This window comes from Bradyrhizobium manausense, from assembly GCF_018130615.1.
Taxonomy (GTDB): domain Bacteria; phylum Pseudomonadota; class Alphaproteobacteria; order Rhizobiales; family Xanthobacteraceae; genus Bradyrhizobium; species Bradyrhizobium manausense_A.
Map to the genome: position 1 here is coordinate 71,756 of NZ_JAFCKB010000021.1, position 16,195 is coordinate 87,950.

Consider the following 16,195-nt stretch of genomic DNA (forward strand, 5'->3'; position numbering starts at 1 on the left):
TGAGCGCCGTGGCGCACCGCTGGGGTCGGCGATCAGCCAACCGACCCTTCAAGCGAGATCGAGATCAGCTTCTGCGCTTCCACCGCGAATTCCATCGGCAGTTGCTGCAGCACATCCTTGACGAAGCCGTTGACGACGAGGCCGACAGCCTCTTCCTGGCTGAGGCCGCGCTGGATGCAGTAGAACAGCACGTCCTCGGAGATCTTCGACGTCGTCGCCTCGTGCTCGAACGTCGCCGACGAATTCTTGGCCTCGATGTACGGCACGGTGTGCGCGCCGCATTTGTCGCCGATCAACAGCGAGTCACATGCGGTGAAATTGCGCGCGCCGGTCGCTTTCCGGTGCGCGGTGACGAGACCGCGATAGGTGTTCTGCGATTTGCCGGCGGCGATACCCTTCGAGATGATTCGGCTCGACGTGTTCTTGCCGAGATGGATCATCTTGGTGCCGGAATCGACCTGCTGGAAGCCGTTCGAGATCGCGATCGAGTAGAACTCGCCGCGCGAATTGTCGCCGCGGAGAATGCAGCTCGGATACTTCCAGGTGATCGCTGAACCCGTTTCGACCTGGGTCCAGGAGATCTTGGAATGGTTGCCGCGGCAGTCGCCACGCTTGGTGACGAAATTGTAGATGCCGCCCTTGCCTTCCGAATTGCCGGGGTACCAGTTCTGCACAGTCGAATATTTAATCTCGGCGTCGTCATGCGCGACGAGCTCGACCACGGCGGCATGCAGCTGGTTCTCGTCGCGCTGCGGAGCGGTGCAGCCTTCGAGATAGGAGACATAGGAACCCTTGTCCGCGATGATCAGCGTGCGCTCGAACTGGCCGGTGTTGCGCTCGTTGATGCGGAAATAGGTCGACAGCTCCATCGGGCAGCGCACGCCCGGCGGCACGTAGACGAACGAGCCGTCGGAGAACACCGCCGAGTTCAGCGTGGCGTAGAAATTGTCCGAGGTCGGAACCACCGAGCCAAGATATTTCTGCACCAGTTCAGGGTGCTCGCGGATGGCTTCCGAGATCGGCATGAAGATCACGCCGGCCTTCTTCAGCTCCGCCTTGAAAGTGGTCGCAACGGAGACCGAATCGAAGACAGCATCGACCGCGATCTTGCGACGCGCGGGATCTTGCTCGCCCGGCTTGGGCTCGACGCCTTCGAGCATGGCGACTTCCCGCAAGGGAATGCCGAGCTTCTCGTAGGTCTTCAGGATCTCCGGATCGATCTCGTCGAGCGAGGTGACCGTCTTCTTCGGCTTCGGCGCGGCGTAGTAATAGAGATCCTGGAAGTCGATCTTGGGATAGTCGACACGCGCCCAGGTCGGCTCGGTCATGGTCAGCCAGCGCCGATAGGCATCGAGCCGCCACTGGAGCATCCAGTCGGGTTCGTTCTTTTTCTGCGAGATGAACTTTACGATCTCTTCCGACAGCCCCTTGGGAGCCTTCTCGGAGTCGATCAGGGTCTCAAACCCATAACGATACTGGTCGACGTCGATGCGCTTCACGCGCTCGACCGTCTCTTGTACGGCTGGCATTCCATCCTCCGCTCGCGGTTTCAAGGACCGCGGTGGATCAAACTCGAACGACTATTACGATGTTTCTGTGCGGAAAGCACGGGCTTAGAACAGTTCAAGCCGTGTTTCGTCGCTTAGGCTCTAAGTAGGGTATTACCGAGCTTTCGCCAAGCCTCTAACGCCCTATTGATGTCCGCCGGTTCCGTGGACCAGCCCAGACTGAGACGCACCGCTCCCTGGGCAACGGTGCCATCGAATCCCATGGCCGAGAGCACGTGGGAGGGCTGAACCTTCCCGGAGGAGCAGGCGGAACCGGAGGAGACCGCGATGCCTTCGAGGTCGAAGCCGATCACGGCGGTCTCGGCCTTCAGACCCGGCGCAGTGAAGAGAACGGTATTTGGCAACCGCGCAACCTGATCCGCGAAGATCGTCGCGCCGGCGACCGCCCGAAGGCCGTTTTCCAAGCGATCTCTAAGGGTTGTCATCCGCTTCGCATCCTCCGGCAGAGCCTGAAGCGCAGCTTTCACCGCCGCGCCGAAGGCCGCGATACCGGCGACATTCTCGGTTCCCGCCCGCCGGCCGAGCTCCTGCCCGCCACCGCGCAGGACCGGTTCCAACCCAGCAAGCCCCTCCGCCACGATCAGCGCACCGACGCCCTTCGGACCACCGATCTTGTGCGCAGAAAAGGTCGCAAGGTCCGCGCCTATCGCATTAATATTGAACGCAATTTTGCCGAGCGCCTGGATCGCATCGACGTGCAGAAGGCCGCCGGCCTCGCGGACGATCCGCGCCGCCTCCGCGACCGGCTGGAGCGTGCCGGTCTCGTTATTGGCCGCCATGACCGAGACCAGCGCCGGCGGGCCGTCGGCGAGCAGAGCGCGGAGATGATCGAGATCGACGATCCCGGAGCGCGTGACCCGGATCTGGCTGATGCGCTCTGCCGGCAACCGGCCCCCCGCCAGCACCGAGGCATGTTCGATCGCGGAGACCAGAAGCCGCTGCACCGGCTCGCCCGCCCCCCCGCGCAGGCCGGGTGACAGCGCCAGCGCATTGGCTTCGGTTCCGGCGGACGTGAACACGACGTTCCGGGGCAGCGCGCCCACCGCGGCCGCCAGCGTGGCACGGGCCTCCTCGACCAGCCGCCGTGCTTCCCGCCCCTCGGCATGGACCGAGGACGGATTGCCAATCCGCTCATAGGCGGCGACCATCGCCGCCCGCGCCTCGGGGCGCAGCGGCGTGGTCGCATTCCAGTCGAGATAGACGCGGTTTGGCATGGCGCCCTCTTAGCACCTTTTGCCATCAAGCCAATTGGAAGCGCATCAGGCTGGCTGTTGCCGCGCGATTCCGGCGGTTGAACGGGGTTCCATCCGCAGCCCGAACAGCGGACGCAGCCAGCCAATGCGCCGCGCGACTTCGTAACTGACCAGACAGGTGAGCGCGGTGCCCGCGATCACGATGGCGGCCTCGCTTCCAGCAGACAGTCCGCTGTCCCGCAGCGCGTGCGCGATCACGATGATCGCGGTCTGATGCACGATGTAATAGGGGAAGATCGCATCGGTCAGATAGCGGCGCACCGGACCATCGGCCGTCAAATGGCGTCGTGCAAAGCCGAGAACGGCCACCATCGCGATCCACTGATAGCAGCCATAGACCGAGCCGGCGAACCATCGCAGCATCAGCGACCGCGGGAACCAGCCGGCAAAAATGAGGATGAAGGCGGTGAAGCAAGCGGCACCAAGCGCCAGCGCCACCCACCGTTGCCGCTCGATGTCATGCCAGACACGATCTTGGCGCGCGAGCAGGAAACCGATCAGGAATGCGGTCGCGTAGTCCGCGTGGTTGTACCAGTCGCCGAACAGCGCATGCGTCGATGGAAAGATCGGTGACAGAAACAGCCGCCAGGCGGCAAACAGCAGGCACGGAAGCAGCAGCCACGGGCCTGTAAGCGCGGCCGCCAACTTGTCACCAATCCGATCTGCGGCCGTCGGCCACAGGGACAGCACGCCAGCCAGGGCCATCGTATAGACCCAGAGATAGACCACGAACCAGAGATGGTTCCAGGTCGGCTGCACGATGCAGGGGTTCGGACAAAACTGCGCGCTGAACGCCAGATAATGGTGGAGATAGTAGTCGGCGAAACCTGCCGGATAGCCGAGGCTCTCGACGATCTGGAGATAGGATTGCGGCGGCACGATCACGAGCATGCCGAAGATCAGCGGGATCAGCAGCCGCATCGACCGCGCGCGGACGAACGCGGCGAGGCGGACCTTCCTCAGCATGAAACGGCTGGCAACCCCGGAGACCAGGAACAGCAGCGACAGCCGCCAGGGATTGAGGACCAGCATCACGGGCTCGAGCCAGGTGAGCCGGTGCTCGCTCTTGATGTGAAATCCCCAGGACACGTAGAGCATGCCGACGTGGTAGAAGATCAGGAGCCCAAAGGCTAAAATCCGCACCCAGTCCAAATCGACGCGTCGTTCCGGGTTTGATGCTTGCTGCGGTGTTGACATGGTTCTCTGCTCCTTGACGGCTCGGCAAATGCGGTTTTCGAGCCATGGCTGACGGCCAAAATGCCCCCGAAACGGAGCCCGTCGAGACGGTTTGGGATCAGAACCGAGCGCCAGGGGATGAGGTGTCGCCATCAGGGACGAGCGGTTGGTCCCGCGGGATCAGTGGCGATTGGATGATGTTCGCGGCGATGGCCGCCATTGCGCTCGCCATCGGCATCGTCAACGCGCTCTCCGGCGCGCAGGACGCTGCCTGGCGCGGCGACAGTGCCGATATCGGCCGACGCCTCTTCTGGGAGATGACGAGCATCATCGTTATCCTGGCGTTGGTGCCGATCCTGATGCTGGCGGTCCGGCACATGCGCCAGACGACGGGCCTGGCGGCGCGGACCGGGATGGGTGTGGCCGCCCTGCTCGGCTTCTCGGCCCTTCACATTGCCGGCATGGTGGGCTTGCGGAAACTCATGCTCTGGCTCGCGGGCAGTGCCTACGACTTCCATTTCTCGCTGGCGTCAGTCCTTTATGAGTTCCGCAAGGATGTGGTGACCGCATTGCTGATCGGGGCCACGCTCTGGCTGCTCGAAAGCCGTCGCGAGCTGCGCAGGGCCGCACAACAAGCCCTGTCCATGCCAGCCGCCCTGCGGGAGCAACCGTCTCCCGATTTGATCTGGCTCCGGGATGGCACCAGCCGCATTCGCGTCGCGCCGCGCGACATCCTGTGGGTCGCCTCTGCCGGCAACTACATCGAATACAGCCTCGCCAACGGCACCCAGCACCTGATCCGGGGGACGCTCGCTGCGACTGAAAGCGAGCTCGGCCGCTTCGCCATCGTGCGCGTTCACCGGACGAGACTTGCCAATCTCGACCGGGTCAGCGGCGTGGACTTCAAGCCGTCGGGGGATTTCGAGCTCACATTCGACAATGGCAAGACGCTGGGCGGCAGCCGCCGCTATCGGCCCGCTGTCGCCGCGCTCGGAGGCCGCACAGCACCGGCGTGAATCGCTCGCGGGAGCGCCCGACGGTCGATAAACGGCCGTGATTCCAATCAGTTGCCGCCTCAAATGCGAGGCTGGCCAACACCTCGTTCAATTCCAGCCGCACTTGGCGTGACACCGGGATGGCCGGCTAAGCACTTGAGCTCATTGATAGATGCCGAAGATGCTTGCTTTTTGCCCCGCAGCCTATGTTAGAACGCGGCCGTCAAGTCACCGCGCGCCGATCGCGCATCACCGCGAGGCGCACGCCTTCTCATCCTTCCATTCGCGCTTTCGTCGGCACCTGCCGATGAGGCCACAATCGATTGATTGCCAAGGACCAGCTCTCCAGCACATCAATCAAGAGATCATCGATGCCTGAAGTCATTTTCACCGGCCCCGCCGGCCGTCTCGAAGGCCGCTATCACCCGGCCAAGCAGAAGAACGCGCCGATCGCGATGATCCTGCATCCGCATCCGCAGTTTCACGGCACGATGAACCATCAGATCGTGTACCAGTGCTACTACGCCTTTGCGCATCGCGGCTTCTCGGTGCTGCGCTTCAACTTCCGCGGCGTCGGCCGCAGCCAGGGCTCATTCGACCACGGCACCGGCGAACTGTCGGACGCGGCGGCAGCCCTCGACTGGGCACAGACCATCAATCCCGAAGCGCGCGCCTGCTGGGTCGCCGGCTTCTCCTTCGGTGCCTGGATCGGCATGCAGCTCTTGATGCGCCGTCCCGAGGTCGAAGGCTTCATCTCGATTGCGCCGCCGGCCAATCTCTACGACTTCTCGTTCCTTGCGCCCTGCCCGTCGTCGGGCCTGATCGTGCATGGCGAGAAGGACGCGGTGGTGCCGCCGAAGGACGTCAACACGCTGGTCGAGAAGCTGAAGACGCAGAAGGGCATCGTGATCGACCAGCAGGTCATTCCAGGCGCCAACCACTTCTTCGACGCCAAGCTCGAGCCGTTGATGGAGACCATCACGGCCTATCTCGACATGCGTCTGGCCAACGTGCGGTAAGAATGACATGGCCGCGTTTGTAGCCCTGCTGCGCGCGGTCAATGTCGGAGGCACCGGCAAGCTGCCGATGACCGAGCTCAAGGCGATGTGCGAAGAGCTCGGCTTTGGCGCCGTGCGCACCTACATCGCCAGCGGCAATGTGGTCTTCACCAGCCGCAAATCGGAATCCGCAGTCAAGGCCGCGCTGGAAAAGCGTTTGCACACCTATGCCGGCGCGCCGGTCGGTGTGCTCGTGCGCAGCGCTGCGGAGATGGCGCGGGTTTTCGCCGACAATCCATTTCCCAAGATGGCGCCCAACCGCACGGTCGCGATCTTCCTCGACAAGGCGCCGCCTGCGGATACGCTCGCCGGAATTCGCGGTCAGAAGAACGAAGAGGTCAAACTCGGCCGCCGCGAGATCTACGTGCATTACGGCGACGGTATGGGAACGTCAAAACTCGCGATTCCCGCTGCCAAGCTTGGCACGGCGCGCAACATAAACACGATCGCGACGCTGGCGAAAATGGCCGCGGAACTCTAGTGGCTGGCAGGATGGGCAAAGCGCAGCGTGCCCACCATCTCTCCACCATTGCAGCAGACGCGGTGGGCACGCTTCCGCATCGCTCTTCGAGCGACGCCGGAAGCTTTCCCCCCTAAAAGAATTCCGTCAGGCCGCGAGCTTGAGCAAATGCGCGTCGTGCCGCACGAGGAAGGCGCGCAGCAATTGCACATAGTCTGCGCCGACCGCGGTGCGGACGCTCGGACGTTTCGCGAGCTCCGCGCGCCAGGCACGGACCTTCGGCACATCGCGGAAAATGCCGTGATCGGTCAGCTCGTCGAACAGATCGAAATAGCGGAAGACCGGTGCAAACACCGCATCGACCAGGCTGAACGTCTCGCCTGCGAAATAAGGCCTGGCGCCGAGCGCCGCTTCCACGCGCGCGAATTTTGCCGCAAGCGCCTGGCGCTTGCTCTCGAACGTCACCGGATCCGTCGTCGTCTCCAAGCCCCAGAGATCGCCGAGGATCGCCGAGCCGAACTCCATCCAGGCACGGTGCTCGGCGCGCTTCAACGCATCCGCCGGATGCAGCTTCGCGCCGCCTTGCGTCTCCTCGATGTACTCGCAGATCACATTGCTCTCGAACAACGCGACCTCGCCCTGCTCCGTCGTCACCACCAGCACCGGCACCTTGCCGAGCGGCGACAGTTTCAGGAACCAATCGGGCTTGCTCGCGAGATCGATATCGATCCGCTCGAACGGCACGCCCTTCTCCTTCAGCGCGATCACCGCGCGCTGCACGTAGGGGCAAAGCTTGTGGCTGATCAGTTTCAATGAAGCGGGCGTTCCGAGTGAAGCAGTCATGGCCATGATCCCGGCGGTTGATGCAGCTGCATCCAACATAGATGCACATGCATACATCCGTCAAGATCCATGCAGTTGCATTAATCGACCGTGACCTTTGGGCAGTCCTTCTTAGGGCCTCGCGATCACCCCGCCCGTCATCGGCATCGGCACGCCTGTGGTGGCCGGATAGGACAGCGGCAGGCCCTTCAGGCCGCGGGCGGCAAGGAAGCCGAAGGCCTGCGCCTCGATCGCATCGGAGGCCCAACCCAGCGTTTCCGCGGCCTCGACCGTGGCCGAGCCGACGCGCTCCCGCAGCATCCGCATCATGGTGAGGTTGCGCGCGCCGCCGCCGCAGACGATCCAGCTTCGCGGCCGTCGCGGCAGCAAGGGGACGATGCGCGCGATCGCAGCCGCAGTGAAGGCGGTGAGCGTCGCAGCGCCATCGGCCGGCGCGACGTCGCCAAGCCTCAAGGCCGCAAAGTCGTTGCGGTCGAGCGATTTCGGCGGCGGAAGAGCGAAGAACGGCAGCTCAAGCGCCTTTGCGATCCAGGCCTCGTCGGCCTTGCCGAGGGCTGCGAATTTCCCTTCGGTATCGAACGCCTGGTTCATGGTGCGGTACATGAAATCGTCGAGCAGCGCGTTGCCCGGACCGGTATCGCAGGCGATCAGCGTATCGTTGCCGTCGATATAGGTGATGTTGGAGACGCCGCCGATGTTGACCACGACGATCGGTCCTTCGCGCGCCAGCGAATTGGCGAGCGCGCGGTGGTAGACCGGCACGAGGGGCGCGCCCTGCCCGCCGGCCTCGACGTCGGCGGCGCGGAAATCGTGCATGACAGGGATATGGATGGCCCGGGCCAGCGCCGGCGCATCGCCGATCTGCACCGTCAGCCGCCGCTCAGGCCGGTGCAGCACGGTCTGGCCGTGAAAGCCGACGATGTCGATCTCCTCAGGCTTCATCCGGTTCTGGGCGACGAAAGCGGCGACCGCCTCGGCATGCGCCAGTGTCACCGCGCGCTCGGCCGCGGCCAAAATCCCCGGCCGGGCGTCGCGTTGCGACAGATGCACAGCCTCGGACAACGCCTGGCGCAGCAGACTGCGCTCCGCCGGGCTGTAGGGCCGGTAACCGGACGGTCCGAACGCTTTCACCTGCTTTCCGTCGGTTTCGATGAGCGCGACGTCCACCCCGTCCAGCGAGGTGCCGCTCATCAAACCGAGTGCCGTCAACATCATGGATCAGCGTCCTCAAAACCCTACCTCCGGCATGCCGATCTTGTGCCAGAGGGGCACATCTTATAATGCCACAGCGCCAAGTGGCGGGCAGCAATCGAGTTCCCACGAAAGACCCTTAAATTGCTCCCAAAACAGTAAACCAAGAATTGTCAGGCACGCCGACAGATGACTGCATTTAAATCGGATTTCCTCAACACCCTGCAGGAACGTGGATTCATCCACCAATGCTCCGATTTCGAGGGGCTGGACGCCCTCGCCGCCAAGGGCGAGGCGATCGCCTATGTCGGCTACGACTGTACCGCTCCCTCGCTGCACATCGGCAACTACCTGACCATGATGCTGCTGCACTGGTTTCAGCAGTCCGGCAACAAGCCGATCACGCTGATGGGCGGCGGCACCACCATGGTCGGCGATCCCTCCGGCAAGGACGAGACGCGCGCGATCCGCACCGTCGCCGAGATCGAGGCAAACAAGGCCTCGATCCGCGGCGTGTTCGCAAAAGTGCTGCGCTATGGCGACGGCAAGAGCGACGCCGTCATGCTGGACAATGCGGAGTGGCTGACCAAGCTCAACTGGATCGAGATGCTGCGCGACGTCGGCCGGCATTTCTCGGTCAACCGCATGCTGACCATGGACTCCGTGCGCCTGCGCCTCGAGCGCGAGCAGGAGATGAGCTTCATCGAGTTCAACTACATGATCTGCCAGGCCTACGACTTCGTCGAACTGGCCAAGCGGACCGGCTGCCATTTGCAGATGGGCGGCTCGGACCAGTGGGGCAACATCATCATGGGTGTCGATCTCGGCCGCCGCATGGGCACGCATCAGCTGTTCGCGCTGACGACGCCGCTGCTGACGACCGCCTCGGGCGCCAAGATGGGCAAGACGGCGCAAGGCGCGGTGTGGCTCAATGCCGACCAGTTCTCGCCCTATGATTTCTGGCAGTACTGGCGCAACACCGAGGACGCCGACGTCGGCAAATTCCTGAAGCTGTTCACGACCCTGCCGCTGAACGAGATCAAGAAGCTCGAGGCGCTCGGCGGCTCGGAGATCAACGAGGCCAAGAAGGTGCTCGCAACGGAAGCGACCGCGCTGCTGCATGGCCGCGACGCAGCCAACGAAGCGGCCGAAACCGCGCGCCGCACCTTCGAGGAAGGCGCGCTCGCCGAAAGCCTGCCGACGGTGGAAATTCCGCGCGGCGAGCTGGAGGCCGGGCTCGGCGTGCTCAACGCCTTCGTCAAGGCGGGCCTCGTCGCCTCCAATGGCGAGGCGCGCCGCCAGATCAAGGGCGGCGGCCTGCGCATCAACGACGAGCCGGTTGCCGACGAGAAGATGGCACTGTCGGCGGCCAATCTGACGCCGGAAGGTGTGATCAAGCTGTCCTTCGGCAAGAAGAAGCACGTCCTCATCCGGCCTGCATAGGCGTATGAGCTTTTGATGCTTGTCAGGGCGTGCCGAAGCGCGCTCCCTGACAGGCAATGGATCAGAAGACGCCCAAGGAAACGGCTACGGAACGCGAAAGCCCGCAGCAAGGCGCGGTGCGCACCGCGCTCGTCGTGCTCGCGCTGTGCTTCACGCTGGCAGTGCTCGGCCGCGGCCTGAGTGAAAGCTTCACCGTTTTCCTCAAGCCCATCGCTGAGACCTTCGGTTGGGACCGCGCGCAAGTCGTCTCGATCTATTCGCTGACGTGGTTGATCAGCGGGCTGACCGCACCGCTGGTCGGACGGCTGTTCGATCATTCCGGACCGCGCATCGTCTATGCGCTCGGCCTGTTGCTGCTCGGCTCGGCGTTTCTGATCGCAGGCCATGCGAAAGCACTCTGGCAATTTCAACTTTCGATCGGGCTGTGCGTCGGCATCGGCGTGGCCTTCATCGGCAACGTGCCGAACTCGATCCTGCTCGGCCGCTGGTTCGGCCCAAAGCTGCCGACCGCAATGGCGGTGGTTTACTCGGCGATGGGCGGCGGCGTGCTGGCGCTGCTGCCGGCTTCGCAGCTTCTGATCGATCATCTCGGCTGGCGCCAGACCTATCAGATGTTCGGCTTCGCCGCTTTGGGCCTGCTGGTGCCGCTCATGCTGCTGCCGTGGCGGCTCTTTGCAGCAGGCTCGCCACACGTGGTGAAGAAGACCGATCCGGATTTCATCGATGACGGCTGGACACTTCTCAGCGCGATGCGCCACCACGCCTTCTGGGCGCTGTTCTCGACCTTCTTCTTCACCGCCGTCGGCATGTATGCGATCGCGGCCCAGATCGTCGCCTATCTGATCGATGCAGGCTTTCCGCCTCTCCAGGCCGCAACCGCCTGGGGCTTTTCCGGCGTGGTTCTGGTGTTCGGCATGTTAGGGGTCTCGGCGCTCGACGGGCTGATCGGACGCAGGCCATCGGTGCTGCTGAGCTACGCGATCTCGATCCTCGGCATCGCCCTGCTCTGGCTGTTGCAGTACTCCCCGAACCTCATCCTGCTCACCGGCTTCGTCGTCTGCTTCGGCAGCATGATGGGCTCGCGCGGGCCGCTGATCACGGCAACCGCCATGAAGATCTTTCGGGGCAAGCGGGTCGGCACCATCTACGGCACCATCTCGATCGGCAGTGGCCTCGGCTCTGCGTTCGGGTCCTGGAGCGGCGGCCTGATCCATGACGCGACCCACGGCTACAACGCACTGCTCGTTTTCGCGCTTGCGAGCGTGGTGCTCGGGATGATTCCGTTCCTGATCGTGCCCGCCTTACGGCGCTAGGTATCCCAGGGGTAACCTGATCTCATTCGTGTCACCGGGGAACTACGGGCGGCCGTGACGCGTATACGCTCAGAAAATGCGAATGGTACGCGGCTGAAATCACAGCCTGCGGTGTTTTGTCCGACATGACAAAAATGTCAGCGCAAATTGACCTGGCGCAGCTTGCAGGGCGGAACCGAATGCGGTCCTAGTCGCAGCATTGGATGGAGGGCACAAACCAATGAACTTTCCTTATCTCACTCGCTTTCAGCCGGTTCTCTTGAGCCTGTTTCGCTTCATCACCGGCCTGCTGCTGTTCCAGTATGGCGTAGCCAAGCTGTTCAAGTTCCCGGTGCTCCCCTACTTCGCGGACATCCCGCCGCTGATCTATGCGGCCGGCACGCTTGAGCTGGTGCTCGGTGCGGCGCTGATGCTCGGCCTGTTCACCCGCCTCACGGCCTTCATCCTGTCGGGTGAGATGGCCTTCGCCTACTTCATGGGCCACATGCTCAAGACCGGCACGCCGGTGTTCCTGCCGCTGCTCAATGGCGGCACCGCCGCGATCCTGTTCTGCTTCGCCTGCCTCTACATCTCGGCAGCAGGCGGCGGCTCGGTCAGCGTCGACGCCCTGCTGGGCAAGGAAAGCGAGGCGTCGGGCGGCGCCTTCGCACGGCGCTGACGCGCTCAACGGACCAACCCTTCGTGAGACGGCGCCGGCGATTTGCCGGCGCCGATTTAGCGCGAGCCCAGCACGTTCCAGATCAGGACGAGGGCCGCTACGAGCAGTAAGGACATGACGAGACGGTGAACGAATCGGTTCATTGCGGGTCCCGTCAGCCTCCCTCACCCAACAAATTCCAAGATCGATTTTCCGGCGCACGCCAACACGGTGCAATCGTAGCTTCGCGGCTAACGCCGTGCGAGGCCGCAGCCGCTCGAAAGCGGCCTTGCCGATCCCGTCGAGCTGTCGCTGGACTGCGACGACGGCAGCTCGTCGATCGGCGTGTTCTGCTTGCCGGTATTGAACTCGAAGATCTTGCGGAACAGGCCCGGCGCCATCGCCGAGATCGGATTGACGCGCATCACCGGCGCCGCCGGCGTGCCGACGACCTCGTAGGTGACGCCGATCAATCCTTCCTTGTCGCCACCGCCGAGAAAGATGCCGAACAACGGAATCTGGCCAAAGATGTTGTTGACGCCGTACATCGGCACGAAGGTGCCGCTCATGCACACCTGATTGCCGGGATAGTCGATCGAGCCCTCGATGGTGGCGCCGATCATCGGTCCCTTGACTACGCCGTCGCGGATCGTCAGCGCGCCGTTCTGCCGGGTGAACTCCGCGCGCAACGCGCTGAAGGAGACACCGGTTCCGCCTGGCGTGCCGTTCGGCGCGCCGGCCGCAACGCGCTCGAGTTGCGCTTCGCCCTTCACCGTGAAGTCGCGCACGTTGATGAGACCTTCGCGCGCCGTGTTCGGCTCCGACGTCGGCGGCTCCATCGCCACCACCATCTGGCCGCCGACCGCCTTGGTATAGGTGTCGGTGAACTTCAGCAGCGATCCAGCATCATTGGTCTGGAGGTAGATCACCTCGCGGCTGCCCTGCGCCCGACCGCCGCGCAGATCGGCCGCCACCGGGGTGTTCTGGCCGATCCTGCCGCTGAGCGAGAATGCCTTGATGGCCCCGCTGCGCTTCGACATCTTGGCGTCGACGCTGCGCATCGTCTCGCCATTGAATCCGGCGACCGTGCCGAGCTTCACGTCGATGTCGAAATCGACGTTCTTGAGCTTGCTCTTGCTGTCGTCCTTGGAATTCCCTGAGATCGCCGACTTCAGGAAACCGCGGCCGTCGAACACGTCGCCGCGCATCGTGCCGCGGACCACGCCGTCCTGGCCGCGCTCCACCTTCAACGACGTCTTGTCACCGTCGGACGGCGAATAGGTCGGGAAGTTCGCATTCATGAGGTCGCCGTTCGGATCGACTTCCAGCGAGCCTTTGATCGAGGCACCGCCGCCTTCGATGACGATGTCCTCCAGCCGCGTCGATTGCGCCGTCGGCACCACCTTGAACGTCGCTTTGCTCGACTTGCCCGGCAGCTTGACCCAGCCGGGAAGGATGTTGTCGAGCTTGACCGAGGTCAGGTCCGCCTCGATGCCGAGCTTCGTCGTCTGCTCGGGGCCGCCGGCAATCTTGCCGGACACCTTGACCGGCACCGACCCGCTCACGGCCGGACTGAGATCGAAGCCCAGTCGTGCACGGCCGGCATCATCCAGCGTCGTCTGCAGCTTGACGTCCGCGTCGCCATCGGTCGCCTTGCGATAGTCGAGCGAGGCCGCCTGCCCGTTGATCTTGACGTCGCCCTTGACCTGATAGCCCTGGTTGTTGGCGACGATCTTGAGATTGTTGGCCTCGAGCTTCTGGTTCATCACCAGCTTGTCGGCGGCAAAGCCGTTGAGATCGGCGGTGACGGCGTAGACCGTATCCGACTTGGTCAGTTCGCCTTTGACCGGCAGGCCGAGCTGGATGTTGGCCGTGAACGTGCCCTTGCTGGTGTTGGGATCGACGACGGTCGACGACAGATCGCTGAGCCGATCATTGGAGAGCATCTCGGCCGCCGCCGGCACCGGGCCCTCGACGCGGAAGCGGGTCCGCGACGGCGACGGCTTCGGCGCCATGTCCGGCACCTCGAAGGTGAAGTCGGAGATCGTGATCTTGCGGCCCGCGGGCGTGTCGGCAATGCCCTGCCCGATAGTCACGGTGGCGGTGCGTCCGGTCACGTGCGCCTTGAGGTCGGCGTCGTGCACCACCGGCATGCCGTCCACGGGGCGAACCGCGACGCCGCTCGCGACGATGTTGACCGACAGGCCGTCATCGGGGATCGGCGGCCCCTTGCGCGGAAGGTTCTTGGTCGGCGAGTTGATCCCGACCTCGATGCGCTGGAGCGTGCCGCGCTCGATCCGCTCGATCACCCATTGGCGCAACTCCGGCACCACCAGTGTCGGCCACATCCGCTTCAGCGCGGAGGCCGACATCGGCGTTCCCGCAAAGCCGAGCGTCAGGCGCGGCTCGCCGGAATAGTCGATCGCGCCGGTGCCGGCGACGCCGATCTCGCCATTGCTGATATCGGCCTGCGTCAGCAGCATGCGCTTGTGGTCGGTGTCGAAGCGGAAGCCGATCGCAATGCGGTTGAAGACGAGCGGCGGCTCGTTGTCGATGCCGCCCAGCAGGATCGAACCGCCGCTGAAGCCGAGTTGCCAGTCGTTGATGGTACCGTTGGGAGGCTCGAGATGCGCCAGCAGCGTCAGACGGTTCGCGCCCGAGAGGATCTTGAAAGGCGCGACCAGCACCCGCCGTCCCGCATCCCACTCGACATTGATCTCGGCCTGGTCGATCGCCATTGGATAATCAGGCGTGTCGGTGTCGATGATGTTGCCCGCGCCGACCGCGATCTTGCCCCGGAAGAACGTCGGAACACCGTCGCGGCCAAGCTCGCCCTTGAGCTCGCCGGTCAGAGGCAGATCGGCCGTATAGGTGAGATCCTTCACGCGCAGTGCGAGCAGGATGTTGGAAGTGGAGACCTTGTCGGCACGGATATCGACCGAACGCACGCCATTCTCGGCTGGCCCGATCGTGGCGCGCAACGACCACGGATGCGCTCCCTCCTCGCCGAGGCTGAGCGTGACGCCACCCTGGCTCGGCCGGCGCAGGCTGAGCGTGATGTTCTCAAACGCCCATTTGCTGCCGCGCTGCTGGTCGTCAACGATCAGATTGCCGTTCTTGAGACCGATCTCGTTGAGGTTCTGGCCGTCGAGGCCGGTCATGCTCAGGCTATCGAGCCAGTCGAGGCCCTGAAGGATTCCACTCTGCGCGACGGCTTGGGGTGCTGCCTGAGACGCGTCCGGGGTCGCAGGCGCCATCCCGAAAGGCGGCGGCGGCACGCCGTTCCGCGGGAATGTCGGCGGCAGGCCTGCTTCCTTCTTGGATGCGACGCCGGTTGCCAGCGGTTTCGCCGTATCGCCGGCGGACACCGTGACAGTCCCGTCAGGTGCAATCCGGATGGCAAGCTCGGCATCGACGAGGTTGAGGCTTTCGGCACGCAGATGCCCGGTGAGAAGTGCGACCCCCGACAGCCGCACCTCGGCCTTCGGTGCGCTGGCGACAATGGCATGGTCATGGTCGCGAACAATGATGTCGCGGATGCGCACAGCGATCCTGATACGCCCGGCGCGCTCGATCTGGGTGCCGCCGACCTCCACGGTGTTGCCGTGGCCGATATTGTCCTCGATCGCGGCGGCGAGCCAGGGTGTTGCCATGTCGAGATTGATGGGGCCGGCGCCCAGCCGCCACCACAGCGCGCCAAAGCAGCCGACGAAGATGACGATCAGGGCACCGATGACGACGGACATCCGGCGAAGCCAGCGACCGCTCGGAAGCACCCGCCGAAACGCCGAGATGCCGTCACCGACACGGAAGCGCGAGTTGGAACGCGACAACAGGCGGCGTGCGCGATGCCCCGCCTCCTCTTCCTGGTCTTGATCCCAGTCGGCCTCGTCCCATTCCGGCTGCGCGTCATGACCGCCGTGCCGATCGAAGTCCCGATTGTGATCCTGGGGCGACGTATTCCTAGCCATTGCCTCTCGATACAGGCGCCCATCGTAGGATGAAGCGCCGCCGGGACCGCAGCCGTCGACGGGAATCGATGCTCCCCGCGCCGGCATTGCCGCCATGCCTCGAATGTTCCTGCTGTTCGTCATTTCGCCCCGGGAGCGCGTTCAACGAGCAGTGGGGTGGTGCGTGGAATTCCTTGTAACCATACTCCGGCGCCGCCAAACTTGCCCAGCCGAGGGCGCGAATCCGGCTTGCCGGACGAGAGCTGCAATACCGCTTCGGTTGACCCGCCGAAAGCGACGAAAGGAAG

12 protein-coding genes are annotated in these 16,195 nt (G+C 63.9%); 6 read left to right on the plus strand and 6 right to left on the minus strand.

Annotated elements, in window-relative coordinates; genetic code table 11:
* Positions 1 to 32: 32 nt before the first annotated feature.
* The 3 genes from sufB to JQ587_RS30035 form a co-directional block, all read right to left on the minus strand.
* Positions 33 to 1,529 carry a Fe-S cluster assembly protein SufB gene (gene sufB / locus JQ587_RS30025; RefSeq protein WP_212427748.1) on the minus strand — a complete coding sequence of 499 codons (1,497 nt, stop codon included), beginning with the start codon at positions 1,527 to 1,529 and terminating at the stop codon, positions 33 to 35.
* A gap of 113 nt (positions 1,530 to 1,642) precedes the next feature.
* Positions 1,643 to 2,782, minus strand: coding sequence for a cysteine desulfurase family protein (locus JQ587_RS30030; RefSeq protein ID WP_212427749.1), 1,140 nt, complete (start codon positions 2,780 to 2,782; stop codon positions 1,643 to 1,645).
* Between the two features lie 45 nt (positions 2,783 to 2,827).
* The gene (locus tag JQ587_RS30035) at positions 2,828 to 4,018 is read right to left on the minus strand and encodes an acyltransferase family protein (protein WP_212427750.1); all 1,191 of its coding nucleotides are present in this window, start codon (positions 4,016 to 4,018) and stop codon (positions 2,828 to 2,830) included.
* A 173-nt stretch (positions 4,019 to 4,191) separates the two neighbouring features.
* Between JQ587_RS30035 and JQ587_RS30040 the strand changes: the two genes are divergently transcribed.
* From JQ587_RS30040 to JQ587_RS30050, 3 genes are all read left to right on the plus strand, one after another.
* Positions 4,192 to 5,013, plus strand: a complete 822-nt coding sequence (locus tag JQ587_RS30040) for a LytTR family DNA-binding domain-containing protein (protein ID WP_249154598.1) — start codon at positions 4,192 to 4,194, stop codon at positions 5,011 to 5,013.
* Between the two features lie 350 nt (positions 5,014 to 5,363).
* Positions 5,364 to 6,011 carry an alpha/beta hydrolase gene (locus JQ587_RS30045; RefSeq protein ID WP_014495555.1) on the plus strand — a complete coding sequence of 216 codons (648 nt, stop codon included), beginning with the start codon at positions 5,364 to 5,366 and terminating at the stop codon, positions 6,009 to 6,011.
* Positions 6,012 to 6,018: 7 nt separating this feature from the next.
* Entirely contained in the window at positions 6,019 to 6,531 is a 513-nt protein-coding gene (locus tag JQ587_RS30050) for a DUF1697 domain-containing protein (protein WP_212427752.1), read from the plus strand.
* A 126-nt stretch (positions 6,532 to 6,657) separates the two neighbouring features.
* Here the strand turns inward: JQ587_RS30050 and JQ587_RS30055 are convergent, their stop codons facing one another.
* Entirely contained in the window at positions 6,658 to 7,353 is a 696-nt protein-coding gene (locus JQ587_RS30055; RefSeq protein WP_212427753.1) for a glutathione S-transferase family protein, read from the minus strand.
* A 111-nt stretch (positions 7,354 to 7,464) separates the two neighbouring features.
* Positions 7,465 to 8,568: an anhydro-N-acetylmuramic acid kinase gene (locus JQ587_RS30060; RefSeq protein ID WP_212427754.1), complete on the minus strand. Its 1,104-nt coding sequence runs from the start codon at positions 8,566 to 8,568 to the stop codon at positions 7,465 to 7,467.
* Positions 8,569 to 8,733: 165 nt separating this feature from the next.
* Between JQ587_RS30060 and tyrS the strand changes: the two genes are divergently transcribed.
* From tyrS to JQ587_RS30075, 3 genes are all read left to right on the plus strand, one after another.
* A complete protein-coding gene (gene tyrS, locus JQ587_RS30065) occupies positions 8,734 to 9,987 on the plus strand; it encodes a tyrosine--tRNA ligase (RefSeq protein WP_212427755.1) in 1,254 nt (417 codons plus the stop codon).
* Positions 9,988 to 10,043: 56 nt separating this feature from the next.
* Entirely contained in the window at positions 10,044 to 11,300 is a 1,257-nt protein-coding gene (locus tag JQ587_RS30070) for an MFS transporter (protein ID WP_212427756.1), read from the plus strand.
* 220 nt (positions 11,301 to 11,520) lie between these two features.
* Positions 11,521 to 11,958, plus strand: coding sequence for a DoxX family protein (locus JQ587_RS30075; RefSeq protein ID WP_212299657.1), 438 nt, complete (start codon positions 11,521 to 11,523; stop codon positions 11,956 to 11,958).
* A 230-nt stretch (positions 11,959 to 12,188) separates the two neighbouring features.
* Here JQ587_RS30075 and JQ587_RS30080 read toward each other — a convergent pair whose 3' ends face one another.
* On the minus strand, positions 12,189 to 15,995 hold the full coding sequence (locus JQ587_RS30080; RefSeq protein WP_212427792.1) for a YhdP family protein: 3,807 nt from the start codon (positions 15,993 to 15,995) through the stop codon (positions 12,189 to 12,191).
* Positions 15,996 to 16,195: the final 200 nt, after the last annotated feature.

What these genes read in the sequence shown, in the direction of transcription:
- sufB (WP_212427748.1), bottom strand. Translation starts at nt 1,529, where the DNA reads ATGCCAGCCGTACAAGAGACGGTCGAGCGCGTGAAGCGCATCGACGTC.
- JQ587_RS30030 (WP_212427749.1), bottom strand. Translation starts at nt 2,782, where the DNA reads ATGCCAAACCGCGTCTATCTCGACTGGAATGCGACCACGCCGCTGCGC.
- JQ587_RS30035 (WP_212427750.1), bottom strand. Translation starts at nt 4,018, where the DNA reads ATGTCAACACCGCAGCAAGCATCAAACCCGGAACGACGCGTCGATTTG.
- JQ587_RS30040 (WP_249154598.1), top strand. Translation starts at nt 4,192, where the DNA reads ATGATGTTCGCGGCGATGGCCGCCATTGCGCTCGCCATCGGCATCGTC.
- JQ587_RS30045 (WP_014495555.1), top strand. Translation starts at nt 5,364, where the DNA reads ATGCCTGAAGTCATTTTCACCGGCCCCGCCGGCCGTCTCGAAGGCCGC.
- JQ587_RS30050 (WP_212427752.1), top strand. Translation starts at nt 6,019, where the DNA reads ATGGCCGCGTTTGTAGCCCTGCTGCGCGCGGTCAATGTCGGAGGCACC.
- JQ587_RS30055 (WP_212427753.1), bottom strand. Translation starts at nt 7,353, where the DNA reads ATGACTGCTTCACTCGGAACGCCCGCTTCATTGAAACTGATCAGCCAC.
- JQ587_RS30060 (WP_212427754.1), bottom strand. Translation starts at nt 8,568, where the DNA reads ATGATGTTGACGGCACTCGGTTTGATGAGCGGCACCTCGCTGGACGGG.
- tyrS (WP_212427755.1), top strand. Translation starts at nt 8,734, where the DNA reads ATGACTGCATTTAAATCGGATTTCCTCAACACCCTGCAGGAACGTGGA.
- JQ587_RS30070 (WP_212427756.1), top strand. Translation starts at nt 10,044, where the DNA reads ATGGATCAGAAGACGCCCAAGGAAACGGCTACGGAACGCGAAAGCCCG.
- JQ587_RS30075 (WP_212299657.1), top strand. Translation starts at nt 11,521, where the DNA reads ATGAACTTTCCTTATCTCACTCGCTTTCAGCCGGTTCTCTTGAGCCTG.
- JQ587_RS30080 (WP_212427792.1), bottom strand. Translation starts at nt 15,995, where the DNA reads ATGCCGGCGCGGGGAGCATCGATTCCCGTCGACGGCTGCGGTCCCGGC.